General features: G+C 54.2%; 19 protein-coding genes. 11 read left to right on the forward strand and 8 right to left on the reverse strand.

Annotation, left to right across the window (positions count from 1 at the left end):
- Window positions 1-3 precede the first annotated feature (3 nt).
- The 8 genes from FE783_RS15285 (at window position 4) to FE783_RS15320 (ending at window position 9,631) form a co-directional block, all read left to right on the forward strand.
- The gene (locus tag FE783_RS15285; protein ID WP_138880248.1) at window positions 4-1,110 is read left to right on the forward strand and encodes a Gfo/Idh/MocA family protein; all 1,107 of its coding nucleotides are present in this window, start codon (window positions 4-6) and stop codon (window positions 1,108-1,110) included.
- Between the two features lie 28 nt (window positions 1,111-1,138).
- Entirely contained in the window at window positions 1,139-1,942 is an 804-nt protein-coding gene (locus tag FE783_RS15290; RefSeq protein WP_138880249.1) for a sugar phosphate isomerase/epimerase family protein, read from the forward strand.
- A gap of 571 nt (window positions 1,943-2,513) precedes the next feature.
- Window positions 2,514-3,911 (forward strand): sulfatase family protein, encoded by a 1,398-nt coding sequence (locus FE783_RS15295; protein WP_138880250.1) that lies wholly within the window; start codon window positions 2,514-2,516, stop codon window positions 3,909-3,911.
- Window positions 3,912-4,154: 243 nt separating this feature from the next.
- Window positions 4,155-5,162 (forward strand): Gfo/Idh/MocA family protein, encoded by a 1,008-nt coding sequence (locus tag FE783_RS15300; protein ID WP_138880251.1) that lies wholly within the window; start codon window positions 4,155-4,157, stop codon window positions 5,160-5,162.
- Between the two features lie 18 nt (window positions 5,163-5,180).
- Window positions 5,181-5,750 (forward strand): adenylyl-sulfate kinase, encoded by a 570-nt coding sequence (gene cysC, locus FE783_RS15305; protein ID WP_138880252.1) that lies wholly within the window; start codon window positions 5,181-5,183, stop codon window positions 5,748-5,750.
- 42 nt (window positions 5,751-5,792) lie between these two features.
- Window positions 5,793-7,211 (forward strand): sulfatase family protein, encoded by a 1,419-nt coding sequence (locus FE783_RS15310; protein WP_138880253.1) that lies wholly within the window; start codon window positions 5,793-5,795, stop codon window positions 7,209-7,211.
- Window positions 7,212-7,277: 66 nt separating this feature from the next.
- Window positions 7,278-8,189, forward strand: a complete 912-nt coding sequence (locus tag FE783_RS15315; protein WP_138880254.1) for an AraC family transcriptional regulator — start codon at window positions 7,278-7,280, stop codon at window positions 8,187-8,189.
- 32 nt (window positions 8,190-8,221) lie between these two features.
- Window positions 8,222-9,631: a sulfatase family protein gene (locus tag FE783_RS15320; RefSeq protein WP_158301817.1), complete on the forward strand. Its 1,410-nt coding sequence runs from the start codon at window positions 8,222-8,224 to the stop codon at window positions 9,629-9,631.
- A gap of 132 nt (window positions 9,632-9,763) precedes the next feature.
- On the opposite strand, the gene FE783_RS15325 is transcribed toward FE783_RS15320, so the two are convergent.
- Entirely contained in the window at window positions 9,764-10,006 is a 243-nt protein-coding gene (locus tag FE783_RS15325) for a hypothetical protein (RefSeq protein ID WP_138880256.1), read from the reverse strand.
- Between the two features lie 306 nt (window positions 10,007-10,312).
- Here FE783_RS15325 and FE783_RS15330 point away from each other — a divergent pair, with 306 nt between their 5' ends.
- Window positions 10,313-12,073, forward strand: coding sequence for a sensor histidine kinase (locus FE783_RS15330; protein WP_138880257.1), 1,761 nt, complete (start codon window positions 10,313-10,315; stop codon window positions 12,071-12,073).
- On the forward strand, window positions 12,051-13,166 hold the full coding sequence (locus tag FE783_RS15335; RefSeq protein ID WP_138880258.1) for a response regulator: 1,116 nt from the start codon (window positions 12,051-12,053) through the stop codon (window positions 13,164-13,166). Before FE783_RS15330 ends, FE783_RS15335 begins: the two co-directional genes overlap by 23 nt.
- Window positions 13,167-13,348: 182 nt before the next feature.
- On the opposite strand, the gene FE783_RS37980 is transcribed toward FE783_RS15335, so the two are convergent.
- From FE783_RS37980 to FE783_RS15365, 7 genes are all read right to left on the reverse strand, one after another.
- Window positions 13,349-13,645, reverse strand: coding sequence for a hypothetical protein (locus FE783_RS37980; protein WP_202916200.1), 297 nt, complete (start codon window positions 13,643-13,645; stop codon window positions 13,349-13,351).
- Window positions 13,646-13,715: 70 nt separating this feature from the next.
- Window positions 13,716-13,853 carry a hypothetical protein gene (locus FE783_RS37570; protein ID WP_158301818.1) on the reverse strand — a complete coding sequence of 46 codons (138 nt, stop codon included), beginning with the start codon at window positions 13,851-13,853 and terminating at the stop codon, window positions 13,716-13,718.
- A 374-nt stretch (window positions 13,854-14,227) separates the two neighbouring features.
- A complete protein-coding gene (locus FE783_RS15345; protein ID WP_158301819.1) occupies window positions 14,228-14,824 on the reverse strand; it encodes a class I SAM-dependent methyltransferase in 597 nt (198 codons plus the stop codon).
- Between the two features lie 231 nt (window positions 14,825-15,055).
- Window positions 15,056-15,289, reverse strand: coding sequence for an iron chaperone (locus FE783_RS15350; protein ID WP_420799743.1), 234 nt, complete (start codon window positions 15,287-15,289; stop codon window positions 15,056-15,058).
- Window positions 15,290-15,353: 64 nt separating this feature from the next.
- Window positions 15,354-15,722 (reverse strand): Rieske (2Fe-2S) protein, encoded by a 369-nt coding sequence (locus FE783_RS15355; RefSeq protein ID WP_138880260.1) that lies wholly within the window; start codon window positions 15,720-15,722, stop codon window positions 15,354-15,356.
- 15 nt (window positions 15,723-15,737) lie between these two features.
- Window positions 15,738-16,799: an amidohydrolase family protein gene (locus FE783_RS15360; RefSeq protein WP_138880261.1), complete on the reverse strand. Its 1,062-nt coding sequence runs from the start codon at window positions 16,797-16,799 to the stop codon at window positions 15,738-15,740.
- 18 nt (window positions 16,800-16,817) lie between these two features.
- The gene (locus FE783_RS15365) at window positions 16,818-17,864 is read right to left on the reverse strand and encodes an amidohydrolase family protein (protein ID WP_138880262.1); all 1,047 of its coding nucleotides are present in this window, start codon (window positions 17,862-17,864) and stop codon (window positions 16,818-16,820) included.
- A 167-nt stretch (window positions 17,865-18,031) separates the two neighbouring features.
- Here FE783_RS15365 and FE783_RS15370 point away from each other — a divergent pair, with 167 nt between their 5' ends.
- Window positions 18,032-18,841 (forward strand): AraC family transcriptional regulator, encoded by an 810-nt coding sequence (locus FE783_RS15370; protein ID WP_158301820.1) that lies wholly within the window; start codon window positions 18,032-18,034, stop codon window positions 18,839-18,841.
- Window positions 18,842-18,845: the final 4 nt, after the last annotated feature.

Here is an 18,845-nt window from a genome sequence, read left to right on the forward strand (position 1 = left end):
GTTATGGCGCTGAAAATCGGCATTGTAGGCATGAACGGCATCGGCAAAAACCATGCGGCTTGTTACAAGGAAGACGAGCTGGCGGATCTGGTCGCAGTTTGCGACGTGGTCAAGGAGCGCGCTGACGCGGCCGCCGAGAAGTACGGAGTGAAGGCTTACTACAGCTTGAAGGACATGGTCGAGAACGAGCCCGACCTGCAAATCGTCGACATCACGACCGGCGGCATCGATAACGGCAGCTGGCATTTCGAACCGGCTATGGAAGCGGTCGGCTACGGAAAGCACGTATTGGTCGAGAAGCCGATCTGTCATGACGTCAAGGAAGCTCGCGAGCTTGTCGCCTTTGCGGATAAGCAGAAGGTGTATCTCGGCTGTAATTTGAACCACTACTTCACGCCCCCTGCCGAGAAGGCGAAGCAATACGTCGATAACGGCGAAATCGGGGAGCTCGTGTACTGCTTGGCGAAGATGGGCTTCAACGGCGGAGAAGCGGGTTACGCGCTTGCAGGCTCGCCGAAGATCAAGGGGCATCCGTATTTCCATATGAAAGCATTTCTGACGCATCCTCTCAGCGTTATGCGGTATTTTTGCGGAGATATTACCCACATCCAGACGTTCTCGGACCGTCCCGGCTTCCGCAGAAGCGCGGGCGACGTCATGGTATCGATCAACAGCATCCACATGAAATTCGCGAATGGCGGAGTCGGCTACTTGCTCAGCCAGCGGGGCGATGCGGTATACGGCCTCGGCGGTTGGTGGAGCTTGGAGATGGCCGGCACACGCGGAACGTTCTGCATCGAGAACTGCGTGGAGAAAGTATCGTACTGGAAAGCGGAGAAAGGCATACCGGCCATCAGCGTCCAGCCGAAGCCGGAAGTGACCGACTACGGGACGAATGATTTCGGCCGGACGTTCAACAACAGGCTGCACGCGTTCCTCGAGGACGTATCCAACAACGTCGCCCGCGACCAGCTGCGCGCCAACGGACGGGACGCTCTTGCCGTGCTGGAATATACATTTGCCGTCATCGAGTCGTACGAACGCGGCGGCGAGACGGTCAGACCGCATCCGCTTCCGCCGCTGCACGGGGACCCGCTTTTCATGAAGTAAAGCTCATACAAATGGAGGAACGAATCCGATGATCAAGCTTGGCGTAAATTCCGTGCTGTTCAAGCATTTCGACTTTGCCGCCGCGGCAAAGCAAATCGCGCTGTGCGGGTACGACGGCGTCGAAATCGCGGCCATTCAAGGCATGTGCGAGCATCTCGATTTGAGCCGCTGGAAAGAGCAGAAGAGCGAATTGCAGGCTATCGTTCAGGAGAACGGCCTCGAGTTTCTGTCGACGGAGGTAGCCTCTCTTAGCGAGGAAAGACTGCTGCCCGCGTTCGAGGCGGCAGCGGAGATCGGCATTCCCGTCATCAACGTCGGTCCCGGCGGGAAGCTCGGCGTTGAAGAGGACGTGCTGGCGTCGATCGAGAAGCTGGCCCGGCTGTCGGAGCGGGCAGCTTCCTACGGGGTCACGCTGTGCGTGAAGGCGCACGTCGGCAACGCGATCTACAATACGCCGACCACGCTTCGGGCGATGGAGGCCGTCTCCTCCTCGGCGTTCGGGATCGATATGGACCCGAGCCACATCCACCGCGCGGGCGAAAATGCCGAAGAAGCGCTGCCTGCGGTGCTGAGCCGCGTGAGGCACGTCCATATCCGCGACTGCAAGGGCCGGGAGAAAGGCCCCGGGCCGATCGAGCTGCAGGCTTGCGGACGCGGCGACATCGATTTGTTCGGCTACTGCAAAGCGATGGTGGACGGCGGCTACAGCGGTCCGGTCGTGCTGGAGGTGATCGGTGCCAGTCCCGATCACTCGCTGGCCCAAGTCTCGATCGTGGCCGCGGAATCATACGGCTACTTGAACGCCTGCTTGAAGAAGCTGGGCGCCCGTTAACACGGGCTCCCCTTCCTTAGTCGGCGGGGGCCGGGCTGATTAGGGGAAGTACTCCTCTCTACTCTCTCCTCTCCCCTCTCCGCCGTCGGCAATTTGGCTGGAATTACTTAATTACCTGGCTCTCCCTCCACCTTTGGCAAGGTTGCGGGAATTTCGGAGTAATAAGGTTCATTTGAACCTTATTGGACGGGAGAGCCGCCAGTTTCGCGGATGTAAGGTACATTTGAACACTGTTTACCTGTCTCCCTTGCCACTGTCGGCACTTTTGCGGGAATTTCCGAGTAATAAGGTACATTTGCAATCTATCGGGCGGGCAAGTGACCAGTTTGGCGGATATAACGTACATTTGAACACTACCTACTCTAACAGATTACGAAGTCAGCTTTCCTAAGGAAAGCTCAGCCTACGCTTACGAAGACAGCTTTCCTTCGGAAAGCTCAGCACATGCTTACGAAGACAGCTTTCCTGCGGAAAGCTCAGCATATGCTTACGATGACAGCTTTCCTTCGGAAAGCTCAGCATATGCTTACGATGACAGCTTTCCTTCGGAAAGCTCTTAGGAGGAAACCAAATGCCAGCGAAAAAACCGAACGTGATCATATTCGGCATCGACAGCTTACGCCGTGATCATATGAGCTCATACGGCTATTCCCGCTTGACCACGCCGCACATGGACAAAATCGCATCAGAGGGAGTCTTGTTCGAGCAGCATTTCAGCCCGAGTATCCCGACAACGCCGGCTTACGCCTCGATGTTGACGGGAATGGACGTATTCGGGACGGATGTAGTCGCACTTAGACACCAAGGGCCGCTCGGCGGACACGTCAAGACGCTTGCCGAAGTACTGAGCGACAACGGCTACAACACGACCTGCATCGGCTTTACGGGCAACCCTTCGTCGCGCGGATTCGACAAGTATTTGAATTACGAATCGTGGCATCCCGACGAAACCGGACGCGCCCCTAAAGCGCACAATTTGAATCAGGTGGCCGTTCCCGAGCTCGAGCGCCTTGCCGCGGACAATAAACCGTTCTTCCTGTTCCTGAGACATATGGATCCCCACTCCCCTTACCTGCCGCCGCAGCCATACGAGCGGACGTTTTACGGGGGCGACGAGAAGGACCCGGAGAACAACTCTATGGAGCCGGTGTACAACTTCAAACCGTTCGCGGATTTCTTGAAATCGTGGATACCGGAAGGCGTGACCGACCACGCCTATGTAACGGCACAGTATGACGGGGCGATCGCCTATATGGACGCCTGCATCCAAACGCTGTTCGCCAAGCTCGAAGCGCTCGGCATTACCGAAGAAACGCTTATCGTCATTACGGCCGATCACGGCGAGACGCTGTACGAGCATGACTGCTACTTCGACCATCACGGCTTGTACGACTGCACGCTCGTCGTTCCGCTCATCATCAAATTTCCGGGCGTCGTACCGGCCGGGAAACGGTTTTCCGACGTATCGCTCATCCAAGACATTATGCCGACCGTACTTGACCTGCTCGGGATCAAAAGCAAAATCAAATTCGACGGGCAAAATCTCGTCAACTGGATCAAAGACAAGCAGACGACCCGCATCAGCGAGTTTTATATTACCGAGTGCACATGGATGCGCAAGCACGGCTGGCGCACGCCGGAATGGAAGCTAATCCGCGCGCTCGAGCCGGACTTCCATTTCAAGCCGGAGGTCGAGCTGTACAATCTCGTACAGGATCCGGAGGAGAACGTCAATTTGGCGGAGAAGGAACCGGAAGTCGTAGCGTTGCTCACGAAGCGGATGAACGACCATATCGCGAAACGAGAGAAACAAACGAAACGGCAAAATCCGATCTATACGAACCTGAACTGGCACGGCAAAGGCGTCACCTTCAAGTCTTCGCAAGAGGCATACGACGCCATGCACATCGGCTCGATCGTAAACGCCCGCTCGTTGCAAGAGAAAAAAGCGGAAACCATCAAAAAGTAGCACAAGCACCATTATTCTAGTTAGCAGTCTTAAGCAGCTCTTTTTTTCGGCGGATTCCCCGAAATAGCAGATGCCAGGGACTCTTATTGGGCGGCAAACCAACCGGTCACCGGCTATCCGTCCCAAATAACAGTCCCAAACATCTCTTATTTCCAAAAAATCACCGATCCCCTCCGAATAAGAGATGCAAAAGACTTCTAATCCCGGAAGCTTCTTCGGATAGAAAGAAAGGAAGGATCGCAGATGATCAGAGTGGCGGTTATCGGCGTCAATAACATTGGCAATATTCATTGCCGCACTTACCGGCAGCACCCGGACACCGAGCTTGCGGCCGTTTGCGACCTGCTGCCGGAGCGGGCGGAAGCCGCAGGCAAACAGCACGGTGTACCGGCCTATACGGATCTGCACGAAATGCTCGCCAAGGAACAGATCGACGCCGTTGTCGTAGCTACCGCGGGAGTAGAGAAAGGCAGCCATCATTTCGCGCCCGTCATGGCCGCCATCGAAGCGGGCAAAGACGTACTCGTCGAGAAACCGATTTCGAACCGGATCGAAGAGGCCAGGCACATGGTTGCGTTCGCCCGCGAGAAGGGCGTCCGTCTGGCCTGCAACCTGAACCACCGGTTTGCCCCGGCCGCTTACCGCGCCAAGGAGCTGCTAACCGAAGGGAAGCTCGGCACCCTTCTGTTTCTTAATATGAGACTTACGATCAACAACCCGCAGGACGATACCGAATGGCTCCATATGAGGGCTCTGCACCCTCACTCGATCGACGTCATACGCTACTTTGGCGGCGATATCAAGCGGGTTCAATCGTTTATGACGAAAGCTCCGGGACGGCTGGCATGGTCAACCGTATCGATCAATATGGAGTTCGCGTCGGGAGCCGTCGGGCATTTGACGGGGAGCTACGACATGTCGATGAAGCATCCGATCGAGTGCTGCGAAGTCGCCGGCAATAAGGGCAGATTGATCATTGACAACGTGTATGAGAGCATGACATACTACCCTCATCATTCGAACGATTTGACTGTGTACCGCAATCCGATATTCGGCGGCATGCAAGGCTTCGACGATACGTTCCGGCAGCGGATCAACCGGTTCGTCGGGCAAATCAAAGCCGGCGACGCCCCTGAAGCCATCGAAGCTTCCGGCGCCGAGGCGCTGGCCGCGCAGGAAGTGATCGAAGCGGCCATCCGCTCGCATCAACTTGGAGGAGCACCCGTGGACGTACCATGCGGCTCCCGATGACAACGGAGGTTCTACAACATGAATAGCAACGAACAGGGTAAAGTGCTCTGGTTTACCGGCTTGTCGGGAGCAGGCAAAACGACGACGGCGGAATATGTAAAAGCCCGATTGCTCGAGCAAGGGCGGCGCGTCGAGCTGCTCGACGGGGACGAACTGCGCCAAACGATTTGCAAAGGACTCGGTTTCACCCGCGAGGAACGGCTGGAGAACGTGAAACGCATCGTTTACGTGGCCGGATTGTTATCCAAACACGGCGTTGATGTGCTCGTATCGGCCATTACGCCCTACGCGGAAATGAGAGATTACGCGCGCGCGACACTTCCGGGATACGTGGAAATTTATGTACAATGCCCGCTGGAGGAATGTGAACGGCGCGACGTCAAAGGACTCTATGCCAAAGCGAGACGCGGGGAGCTGAACCATTTTACGGGAATATCCGATCCGTATGAAACGCCGCTCTCCCCTGACGTGACGATAAGCACTGCATCCGGTTCGCTCGAAGCAAACAGCAACGCCATACTATCCTGGCTCGGTAGACCGGGAAATGCGCCATCGGCAGGTTACGATCGCTCGCAAGACGGTGCGTAACCCGGCATATGCCGATAATGCCCAGGGCAGGAGGACGCGGGGATGAAAATCATACTAATATCGCTCGATACGCTTCGAGCCTCCCGTTTAAGCGGATACGGGTACGGTAAACGGACCAGCCCTCATATGGACCGGATCGCCCGTGAAGGAGTGCTGTTCGAGCGCGCCTATGCGGCGGATATTCCTACGGAAGTAGCCCATACCGGCATTTTCACCGGCAAAGTCGGGCTGACGACAGGAATCGTATCGCACGGCTCGGAGCTTACGCATTTGCCGAAAAATACCTCGTGGCTTCCGGCGCTGCTGCGCTCGGCCGGCTTTACCACTTCCGCCGTCGACAATTTGTATCAATTGAAAGAATGGTTTGCCAGAGGGTACCGGTATTACATCAATAGTGCAGGGGGCAAACGGTGGATCGACGGGCGGACGGTCAACGAGTTGGCTTTTCCGTGGCTGACGCAGCATAAGGACGAATCGTTTTTCCTATTTCTGCACTATTGGGATGCCCATACGCCTTATTTGCCGCCGGAGTCGTATATTCCGGAGTTTTACCCGGACGGACGGAACCCGTTCGATCCCGCCAACCGGAGCATGGAACCGGCGTACAATCATTTGGCTTATCCTTTCTTCAAGCATCATCATTACGACTTGCTCGGCGAAGTTACCGACAGCGCTTACTACGATGCGCTGTATGATGCGGAAATCCGTTATTTGGACGACCGGCTGCGGGATCTGGATCACCATCTGGACGCACTCGGGATACGCGAAGAGACGCTCGTCATCCTGTTCGGGGACCATGGGGAAAGTTTGACCGAGCACGACATCTACTGGGATCATTGCGGTTTGTACGAACCGACCGTACACGTTCCGGTCATCATGCGCTGGCCGGGCCGTATACCGGAAGGGCGTCGGGTACCCGGTTTCGTGCAGCAGGTCGATCTGCTGCCAACCATTCTGGAAGCGATCCGGAGCGAAAACCCGTCCGGCATCGACACAAGCAAGCTCGCCGACCCGGCCGGGCTGGATGGAGCAAGCTTGTGGCGGACGATCCAAGGAAAAGCCGACAGCACGCACGATACGATCTATTTAAGCGAATGCGCATGGCAAGCCGCCCGGGGGATCCGGACCGACCGCTACAAATTGATCCGCACCTATGACTCCGGGCCGTTCGTGCGCCCCGAACGGGAGCTTTACGACCTGCTGGCCGATCCGGAGGAAACGGTCAACCTGGCCGACGCCGAGCCGGAATTGGCCGGACAGCTGGAACGCCGGCTTACCGATTGGGTATCCAGCAAGCTTGCGGGTCGACCGGATCCGATGATGCTGCAGTTGGAGGCAGCCGGGCTGCCGTTCCGCAGACGAATCGAGCAAATACTCGGAACGGCGGGCTTGAGCTGGGACGATTGGCGTCGGAACCCGCGCAGGGAACGATTCGATCTAGCCGTACGCCATCACGGATAATTTTCTCTGTTGAACCGTCAAAAACGACCGGATGAATCGGAGTCATTGGCGAGGAGTGGGAAGCGGATGAAGTCGATGATCAAGAGCAGCGGATTAATGAAGGATGAATTTCCGTTCTGGATCACGCGCCATACTCAAGGAGCGGTTCAGGAGCATGGACACGAGTTCGTGGAGCTCGTCTATGTCGTGCGCGGAGCCGGCATGCATATATTTGAAGGAACGCAATACGAGCTCTCCGCCGGGGACGTATATATCATCAATCCCGGCGAAACTCATGCGTACACCGTAGCGAGCGGAGAGCAGATGGAGATCGTCAACTGTCTCTTCATGCCTTCCTTCATTCCCGATGCGCTGTTGAAGGAGCTGGAAATATCGACTTCGATGGACTACTTCTACGTGCATCCGTTCATGAAGCCGGACATCCGCTTCAATCACCATCTGAATTTGCACGGCCAGGATGCGGTCAACGTACTCGTGCTGCTCGACAGCATGATCCGGGAGCTCGGCCACCGTGGGCCGGGCTATACGACGATCATCCGTCTGCAATTGGTCGAGCTGCTGGTTCTCCTTTCCCGCTACTATACGTTAATGCGCAACCGCAGCACGACTCCGTCCCCCCGGCAGCTGGAACGCGAAATAACGGCCAGGCGCATCTATGGCTACATGGAGCGGAACTATGACAAGAAGATCACTTTGGAGTCGCTGGCCGGTCTATTCAATGTCGGCATCCGCCAGTTGAACCGCCTGATGCGGCAGGAGTTCGGCAGAAGCATCATCGACGTGCTCCACGAGATCCGGATCGAGCGGGCCAAGCATCTGCTTACCGAATCGGATGAGAAAGTGATTACCGTCGCGACCCAGGTCGGCTACGACGACCCGTCATTTTTCAGCAGGCTGTTTCTGCGTCACGTAGGATGCCCGCCCAGTCAATACCGTCAAGGACTCGGACTTCTCCAAGCGCATCGTTCGGGAGAATAATCCGCGAGTTTCAAGGAAGGATGACACCGTCCATGAGAAAACGCCCGCCGAATGTATTGCTGATTACGGCCGACCAGCTTCGCTTCGACTGTATCGGTTCAAGCGGCAAATATCCCGTCCGGACTCCCCATCTGGACCTGCTTGCTTCGCAGAGCGCCGTCTTCTCCGGCGCTTATTCGCATATTCCGGTATGCGGACCGGCGAGGCAATCGCTGTTGAACGGCAGGAGAGCCGAGACGTTCGGTGCTTTATGGAATTACAATGGCGCTCTCCCCATTGCCTCTCTTGAGCCGGATCATTACTCCTGGACCCAAACATTATCCGAGAACGGCTACGCCTCGGCATTCTTGGGCAAATGGGGCGTCAACCCGTCTCTTGACGCAACCGCTTTCGGCTACGATTCGTATGTCGGCGAAGCCGAATACGGGCGATTCACGAAAAGCCGCTATCCGGATGTCCGTTTCTCGAACGGCTTTTTCGGAGAGACGAATCCGATCCCGGTCGAGGACTCGCAGACACATTGGCTGGCGGCGCGGGCTGTCGAGGCTATCGAGCGGCTGCACGAGGCCGACTCCCCTTGGCATGTGGCGCTGCACTTCCCGGAGCCGCATTTGCCATGCCGGCCTTCGGGACGCTTCGCCGATATGTACGATCCGGCGGAAGTTCCTGAGTGGGACGGCTTCCGCGAAACGTTTGCCGGGAAACCATACATCCAACAGCAGCAATTATACAATTGGGGCATCGAGCATTTTACATGGAACGATTGGGCCCCGGTCGTCGCCCGGTATTACGGCGTTATCAGCCAAATGGACGAGGCGGTCGGCATCGTGCTGCAAGCTCTGGACCGGATCGGCGCGGCGGACGATACGATCGTTATTTTCACCGCGGATCACGGCGACATGTGCGGCTCGCACCGCATGATGGACAAACATTTCATCTTGTACGACGATGTCGTTCACGTGCCGCTTATGATCCGCTGGCCGGAGCTGGTTCGCCAAGGGGCAACGATCAGCCGATTCGTCTACAATTTTCTCGACCTGCCCCCTACCCTTCTGGACCTGCTCGGACTTCAAGCGCACGACCCGGGAAATTTGCACGGCCGCTCCTTAGTACCGCTGCTCTCCGGGATGGCGGAATCGGCGGAATGGCGAGATTCGGTCGTCGCCTCCTACAACGGCCAGCAGTTCGGACTGTACACGCAGCGCATGATCCGTACGAACGAATGGAAATATGTGTGGAATCTTACGGATACGGATGAGCTGTACGATCTCCAAGCCGATCCTGCCGAGCTTACTAACCGGATCGGCGATCCGGATCATGCTGGACTTGTCGCGGAACTTCGACGCCGGTTGTACTATACGCTACTCGCGGACGGCGACGCGATTGTCGCCAATGAATGGATGCGGCGGCAATTGTTGCAGGGATGCAAGCTTTCGAGGTAGTTGGCAGGTGGATCAGGGGGATTAGTCTTCGTCAGGAGACTCGGGCGTCTTCTTTCGAAGGCTTATTTGTTTTTGACATGCTGTCGCGGTCAGCGGATTATTTCCCGTAGCTTTCCGTCTCCTATTCCAAGACTACAGCTCGCCCTCCTTCACCGTATTTGTCGAAGCTGCTGTCCTTGCCTTCTCTGTGTCATGCCCGCTGGAAAGAAACGGATCGGACAACAGCGCAACGACAAGCTGCGCGCCATCGCTCATTCCCTGCAAATACAAGCGTTCGTTCTCTATCACCCGCATGAAATGATGCTTATCCTCCCACTCCATAAACTCCAGCCCATGTGTCCGATCCGCACCGGTAAACATCGCTTCGAAAGCCACCTCCTCCTCCGCGCGATATTTACACAGGGCGGAATTACGCTCGATTCGGGAAGCTTTACGAAGAATTCCTTCCGGAGCTGGTCCCCAGGCAAAATTCTCCTGGGTTTTTAGCAAAAACCAGTATAACAGACGGCTATAAAAGAACTGCGAAAGAACTATGAAAGAATCCCTATAGTGAAAGATCCTTTACCTATAGTATGATCAATAGGTGAGAAGGAACTGAAGGAAACATTGTGACGGCTTGCTGTCCTGAATATAATTAGAGGAACTCCAGATGTTTTCTACTGTAAGGAGAATTTCGCAGTTATGAGTATAACGCTATCCAATGTGGTCATGCTGGTTTCCATTTTTTTGATGACCGCGTTTTTATGCTACGCCTTTCTGTACAGGCAGGAACGGGGAATCCGATATTTTGCCTGGGTCATGGTTTGCCGCGTGATTTATGCCGGAAGTGTGATCATGGAAATCAACAGCGAAAGTTTATCGTCAAAAATGCTGTTTCGAAATATGGAACAGACCAGCTTGCTGTTTGTGGTGCCTATGGTCATTTTTTTTGTGCTGGCCCTGTTCGGGAAAGACGAATATTTACGTCCGTCTCGAATGATGCAGATCCTTTCGATTTTCGCGCTTTGGTCGTTGCTTATATGGACGAATCCGTATCACCATCTGCTTTTCCGGAATATAGAGCTCGACCAAGGGCATTTGGAAATAAGCAAAACCGTTTATTCCATTGCGTTTAATATCATCTGTTATCTGATTATTGCTGCTTGCGTCTTTTATTTGTTCGTCTATCTGCGGCGCGTACGTCCCGAGCTTCGCAAGCCCGGCATCTTGTTAGTGCTGTGCGGTTGTATCCCCGCTGCGACGGAAATTGCCAAATCTTCTTCCTTCGGCCTTACGCCGTGGCTGCTTCCCCTCTCGGTCTATTCCGGCTTTTTGGGAATGGCTATGCTGTGGATTGTGATCCGATACCGGATGTTCTCGGTCGTACCGCTTGCAAGAAACGTTGTGGTCGAGACGATGGAAGAAGGGATACTTATTGTCAATCGAAGAGGAAGCGTCATCGATAGCAATGCGTATATTGAGCCCTTATTTGCGGGTTCGGGAGAAAGTTCGATTGCGGGACAGCATATCGACAAATTGTTGCACAAGTGGCCGGAATGGCTGCGTGTCTGCAAGCATATGGAGACGGGCGATATAGAGATTGACGCCCAGGTGAACGGAGAAACACGGGTCTATTCGGTCAAGGTGTATCCGCTTGCCTCCCGGGGAGGGCCTGGACAAGGAACCGTATCCGTATTGTTCGACATAACAGAAAAGCAAAGACAGATGGAGCAGATCGTTAAGCTCAATCAGCTAAAAGACCATTTGTTCGCAATCGTTTCCCACGATATCCGGAACCCGTTAGCGGTCCAGGCTAGTTTGATTGAAGTGCTGGAAGTGGATAAAACGATGTTTAACCGCAATCATCAGGAAGTGATCGATGCATTAAGCGGGCAAATTCAAAATACGTTTGTGATGATCGAAAATTTGCTGGAATGGTTTCGCAGCCAAAAGGAAGGCATGCTGCTGCAACCCGAACGATTACGACTGTCAGATGTGGTCGAGGAAGTGTGCCGCACATTGCGAATTAAAAGCGAAGCCAAGCAAATCGCGATACATACGGAGATCGACATCGACATCGAAGTATATGCGGATAGAGAAGCGGTCAATCTGATCGTTCGTAATCTGATGACGAATGCGATCAAATTTTCCGAGCCAGGCGGGAGAGTTCTGGTTAGAGCCGAAACGAATGCCGGGCAGGTTATCGTATCGGTTAGCGACAATGGTGTGGGTATGGAGGAACAACGGGTTCGGGAATTGTTCGATCCGCTGAGGCTCGTGTCCACAACAGGTACTGCCGGGGAGAGAGGAACCGGGCTGGGATTGCAAGTTTGCCAACAATTCGTGCGGATGAGCGGCGGACAAATTTGGGTGGAAAGCGTGCCACGCCAGAAAACTGTTTTTTACTTTACGCTTCGCGCTGCAGACTCGGAAAGGGACAATGATGAGAGTATTGCTTATTGATGACGAACAGGCGATGCTGACGGCACTCAGCCAGCTATTGTCGCGAATAGATGGCGTGGAAATCGTCGGGATGGTACGCAGCCGTGCAGAGGCGGTTGCGTTTGCCGCACAGCATGTCGTGGATCTTGCCTTTATCGATATTAAGATCGCGGAAGACAGCGGATTGACATTAGCCCTTGAATTGAGGAAGATGAACGCCGACTTGGATATTGTGTTCGTGACCTCCCATAAGGAGTTTGCGCTGGATGCTTTTAATGCTTATCCATTGGATTATATTGTAAAGCCTATTTCTAAGAAGCGATTGGAAGAAACCGTTGCGAGAGCGGCGAGAGGGCGGACGGAGAAGCTCGGTCCCGGTAACGCGGACAGGCCGAAACGATTGTCGGTTGCAAGCTTGGGAGGTTTGCAAGTCAGCAGCGAGCAAGGAGAATCATTGAAGTGGATGTCCCGTAAAAGTCAGGAGCTGTTTGCGTATTTGTTGCTCTGTCGCGGGAATCGTGCGGCCAAAGTCCGTATTCTGGAAGATTTATTCCATGATAGAGAAGGGAAGAATTCGGAGTTGTATCTCAATACTGCGCTATACCAGCTGCGCAGGACGCTATCTACGCATGGAATGAAGGCAATACTTGTCTCCGATCGCGAATACTATCAGATGAGTCTGGAACAAATCGAGGTCGATTTTATACAATTTGAAGAACGATTGTCCGGTTTCCACACCATTGATGGAAATAATGAAGAGGCCGCGATAGCCATTGAGAACCTGTATACAGGCGATTTGTTCGAAGACAAACCGTACGGGTGGGCGCTTGCCGAGCGTGAGCGGCTCAGCGATGTGTACGAGGCGTTTGCCAAACGTCTGGTCAAGTGGCTGCTCGAAAATAATCAGATTCGTCAGGCCGTTCAGATTTCTAAAAGGCTGGTGCGGCGCAACGAATTGGATGAAGAAGCGAATATGCTGCTTATGCACGGGTTTGCCGCCTTGAAGGACAGACGGGCCCTCCAATTGCAATACAAGCAGTATGAAGAGCTATTGAAGCAAGAACTCAATATTCAGCCTTCGGCAGAGCTAACCGAGTGGTACGGTCGATTGTAGCTAGTGAAGTATAACTAAGGAACTTGGGCCTCTGTCTTGCAACGCCCTATTTGGATACATACGTTTATATTTTGATGGGCGTGAGGTAACGATAAATCTGCTATGAAATTCGCTCAGAAGTTATCGTCTCGTTTTGCTCAACCGTGTAGCTGAGACAGGTAAACTATCCGGCTCGTTAAAACTTAAAGCGTCGGGTCGGTTACCCTGTGCGTCCGCATCGACCAGCAATACTTTCTTCCCCCAGCAGCCAAACCGACTCCGAGATTTTCGCCTTCGGCAACTGCGCTCTCCAACGCCTCCTGGATCTCTTCCTGACCAGCAGCAATACCGTTTTCTTCCGCGAATAAGGTGATGAGCGCATGCGAGATGTAATCGTTAATCGCACCGAAGCTTTCCCGAATGACGGCGGAACGCAGTACGGTCGCTAACGAGTAGCTTCGTTCATCGATTTGAAGAGCCATGACTTGAGCGAGTGACATCGTGCATACTCCTTTATGGGTTCCTATATAAAAGCGCGGGAGTCGCTCCCGCGCCATGCTTCTTTCTCCATTAAATAAATCTACCGCCAGTCACGTTTTTCGCTTCTTCCTCGGTCAGCTTCTTCGGCATATCGCCGAGCTTGATCTCGGTAGCTTTGCTCGTCTCGACGGACTCCTTGGTTGCGTCCGTTTTCTTTTGCTCTCCCATTGGAATCACCTCCTTGACAGAAAATCTTCGAAAAGTAAGCTCTCCTTTGACGGTATGAGATTACTTTATGTTTACTTTATCAAATCCAAATAAAAGAATAATGAAAGAATTTGCAGTTTCCTTATGAGCTACACATATCACTCCGCTTGTGTCGTCGAAGGAATAGGAACACAATTCGCCCCCTTCATTTTTCAACGGCTTTTATACGGATTAGGTTCCTCTGGATCATTAGGACATCAGAGGTCGATAAGAGGCTGGGGAATCGGAGACGATCCCGAGCATCATCTGTTTGGCAGAGGAAGACGCCCTAGCCTCGTCCGCCGGTCCATACGCAAGAAAGCTGCAGCCCCAATGCGGTCGCCCTGCGTAGACTTTCACTTTCTTTTCAAAACGACCAGGTTGCCCTTCATTCCATCTTCGCTATAACCTTTGCCGACCGTCATCTGGATCGGCAGCACCGGGCCACGTTTAAAATACCGGCTGAAGTGCTGGTCCACGGATTGTTCGGTCACGAAGACAAAATGTCCTTCTTCTGCCTTGTCGCGACAGCCTCTGAGCAGCATCACCCCGCCCGGTTTGAGCACCCGCGCGACTTCCTCCGCAAATCGCCCCCGATTTTCTTCGGCGATACTGTGAAAACATCCGCGATCATTGACCATATCCACGCACCGGTTTTCCAACGGCAATTTCAAGACATCGCCCTGACGCCAATCTACCTGAACCTCCGCCTTGTTTGCCCGTTCCCTTGCGATGTTCAAGGCAGCGGCACTCAGATCGACGCCGATTACGCGATATCCCCGCTGGGCCAGAAAAATGGCTTCGCTGCCCGCGCCGCAGCCTACATCCAAAACGGCAATATTAGGGGGAAGATCCATGGAAGCCACGAACGCGACCAATTCTTGAGACGGATACGGGAGATCCCAGTAGTCTCGAAAGTTTCCGCTGTTATACGCTTCATCCCAATCTCTCATCCTGTCAACCTCCATATTAGAGACAGTTTTAACGGCAAGGGAAAGAACTTTGAAAAGAAAGGCGATGCATCGCCAACCGCAGAATCCATGGGAGCTTGAAATGGAAAGCTCCCATTGTCTTCAGCAGTTGGGTAATGCAAATTCATTACAGCATTGTACCTGCCCGTCTAGTATAGTCCATACTGGCTCTGCCCGGCAAAAAAGCCCCTCATCCATCAGAGGGGCGCTGCTTCATTTCTTTTTCAATTTTCCCGCGGCTTTTTCCTTGTTGGCGGCCACCCGGTATTTCACGATTCGGCTGATAAGCTCATAGGGCAGCGGCTGGTCGAGCGGGAATTGCAGCGTCCCTTTCGACTTGTGATAAGCCTTTACTTCGTCGTGGAACGCCTCGATTCCGCTGGGAGCCGGATAGAAGCCGATGTGGTACTCATCGATCGACCCATAAGCGGCTTTTGGGGGGTTCATGGGAATGTATCTCCTTTCTGTGGCTTGTCTAATATTCCCATTATACCAGACAAGCCTCCTGCATCTAGCCGCTCGCTCTTTCCCCAATCACAATCCCAACCTTCCCCCCGTCAACCTGCACCTTATATGAGCGCGTCCGCACCTTTTCGCTGAAAACCGCCTTGCCGGTCTTGATCTCAAACTCCCAGCCGTGCCAAGGACAGCGGACAAGCTCGCCGCTGCGGCCGTACTCGTATTCGTACACGGCTGACGGCAGCGTCGTGCCGCAGATAGGACCCTTGCACAACGGGGCTCCCTGATGCGGACAGCGGTTGTGCAGCGCATACAATTCGCCGCCTACCCGGTACACGCCGATCGACCTGCCCTCGACCTCCACGATGATTCTTTTGCCTTCTTGGATATCGGCTGCGTCAGCTACATAATGGACCGCCATACGCATCCCTCCGCTCTATAAGTTATACAGCGCCTTGGCGTTGTCGTAAAAAATTTTACGTCTCGCTTCCGGACGAAGCTTCTTCAATATTTCCGTCGGCATATCGTTGTCCCAATGCGGGTAGTCGGTCGAAAACATCAGGAAGTTTTCGGCGTCGATCATGTCGAAGATCGAGATCAGCTGCTTCGGATCGTCGGGCTCCTCGATCGGCTGGGTCGACAGGAAGCAATGGTCGCGAATGTATTCGCTCGGCAGCCGCTTCAGCCACGGCATCGTTTCGCGAAGCTGCTTGTAATATTTGTCGAGCTGCCACATCAGGCCCGGCAGCCAGGCGATGCCGCCCTCCAGCAGAACGAATTTCAAGTTCGGAAATTTCTCGAATACGCCCTCGCATATAAGGCTGGTCGTATGCGTGATATAGTTTTGCGACAAGCTGGTGTGCCATTCCAAGTACCGCGTCGGATAGCCGTGCCCCGTCGGCGGCGGCATCCCTCCCATTCCTTCCGTGCCAGGATGGATGGCGACTGGGAGCCCGTGCCGTTCGGCCGCTTCGTAGATCGGGTGGAATTGCCGCTGACCGAGCGGGGCGCGCTGGCCGCTGCCCATGATGACCCCTACCATCTTTGGATGATCGGCCATCCGTTCGATTTCCCTCGCGGCCAATATCGGATCGTGCGCGGAGACAAGGATCGAACCCCGGTAATGAGGATGCTTGGACAGCCAATGCTCAACCAGATGATCGTTGTACGCTGAAGCTATCGCGGCGGCAAAATCCGGATCGTGCAGGTTGGAGACACTCATCATGTCGCCTGTCAGAATCACATATTCGATATTGTACGGTTCCAGCAGGTCGGTGACGATAAAATCCGGATCGGAAGCCGTCGGATCGCCGGTAGGCGGTCTGCAATCTTGACGGACAACCCCGATCGGGTTATGCAGGTTCAGGCTGGCCCCGCCCGAACCGAGCTTCGCGTACCGCGATTTCCACGGCTCCTTCATGTAGGGAAGAAGGTTTTTCCCGCTCCTTAAAGTCTGGTGTACATCGACGTCAATCACTTTCATCGCTTCGCTTCTCATCGGACCGCACAGCTCCTTTCACAGTCGGTACAGCTTCTTGGCGTTGTCGTAATATATTTTTTGCCGGGCTTCCGGGCGGAGATTGTTTAGCAGGCCGGTCTGAATGTCGTTATCATAGTTAGGGTAATCGCTTGAAAACATGAGGATATTCTCGGCGTCGATGATTTCGAACAGTTTCAGCATATGCTCCGGATTGCCCGAATCCTCCATCGGCTGGGTGGAGAACCGAAAATGGTCGCGGATATATTCGCTGGGAAACCTCTTCAGCCAAGGAACCGTGGACCGCAGCCCTTTGTAATTTTTATCGAGACGCCAGATCAGATGCGGCAGCCACGAGATTCCGCCTCCGAGCATCGCGAATTTCAATCCGGGATATTTCTCGGGTACGCCTTCACAGACGAGGCTGATCATATGTCCCAGGAAGCTCTGGGAAATGCGCATCTGATATTCCAGAAAATGAGTCGGATAACCGGCCGGTGTCGGCGGCGGGGTTCCGCCAGCACCGTCTGCGCCCGGATGAATCGCGATAGGCAGTCCATGGCGCTCCGCCGCTTCGTAGATTGGATGAAACCGGCGTTGACCGAGCAAAGCCGGTTGGGCTGTGCTTAGTACAACAGCCGCCATCTGCGGGCAATCGGCCATCCGGTCGATTTCTCCCGCCGCGAGATAGGGGTCCTGCGTCGCGACGACGATCGAGCCGCGGAAGGACGGATGCTTGGGCAGCCAATGTTCGGCCATGTAATCGTTATAGGCCGAAGCGACGGCGGCCGCATGATCCGGGTCCAGTAAAGCCGATACGTCCATCATGCCGCCGGTCATAATCGCATATTCGATGTGGAGCGGCTCGATCAAATGTTGGACGAGATACTCCGCATCGGAAGCGGCCGGCCCTCCCGCAGGGGGGATGCAATTGCTTCTCAGCCTATTGATCAGGGACGGATAGCCGCTCGCCGGCAGCCCGACCCCCTGCGATTTCCATGGCTCGGGCAAATAACGATTAAGATCTTTCGGATTTTTCAACGCGTTGTGCACGTCTACATCAATGATTCTCATATCCGCATTCATGGATGGTGATGCCTCCCTCCGAATAACCGTGCCTGGAAAACCTGGTTTTGTTGAGCTCTGTTCATATTTTTATTGTAATTCGCCGGAAATACGATTACGATTGGTAATCATGTCATTATATGAGTAATTCTTCGATTTTTTACTTACAGGATGGAGGCTGCATGCAGATGAAGATCGATAACATCGCCTTTCAACCCGGCATGAATGGCAGCTGGACGGTTCCTTTGCATAAGACCGTGCATCATATCCTGCTACTCGTCACGAAGGGGGTTGCCATATACCGCTTCGGCGACCAGACGGTCCGGGTTCACAAAGGCGAAGGACTGTTTTTCCCGCAAGGCAGCCTTCGTTCGGCGGAGAGCGACCTGAAGGATCCTACGCAGATGTATTCCGCCCATTTCCGGGATATACCGGACGAAGAAGTCCCCGACTGCAGCGGCGAACGCTTCATTCATTTCAGGCCGCTCGGCTACGACTACCTCAAGCAAAGATTTTCCATGCTGAACGAATGCTGGCTAGGCAAAATGCCGAGCTACGAGCTCATTGCCCGCGGCATTCTGTACGAGATTCTGGGCATCGTCCTGCGCGAGCTGTCCGGAAGCTCCCATTCCAGCTCCCGCCGCAGTCTGGCGCTCCGTATCCATCAATACATCGTGCAGCGTTACCGCGAGCCGCTGAAGCTTAACGAGCTGGCTCAGGCGGTGGACCGGTCTCCGACTTACGTCTCCACCGTATTCAGAGAGGTGACGGGGCGGACGCCCGTGGAGTATATGCACGAGGTCCGGATTTCCGCAGCACGCGAGCTGCTGCTGACCAATAGCATGACGATCAGCGAAATATCCGAATCGCTCGGGTACTGCGATCCGACGTATTTCAACCACATGTACAAAAAAATTGTAGGTCATCCGCCTTCCCATACGTTAAAGCTGCAGCATTTGAACGAAGCGGCGGCGAAAGCGGCAATCCGGATGCCTTAACGGA

The organism is Paenibacillus mesophilus, from assembly GCF_005938385.1.
In the GTDB taxonomy this organism is placed as follows: domain Bacteria; phylum Bacillota; class Bacilli; order Paenibacillales; family NBRC-103111; genus Paenibacillus_AB; species Paenibacillus_AB mesophilus.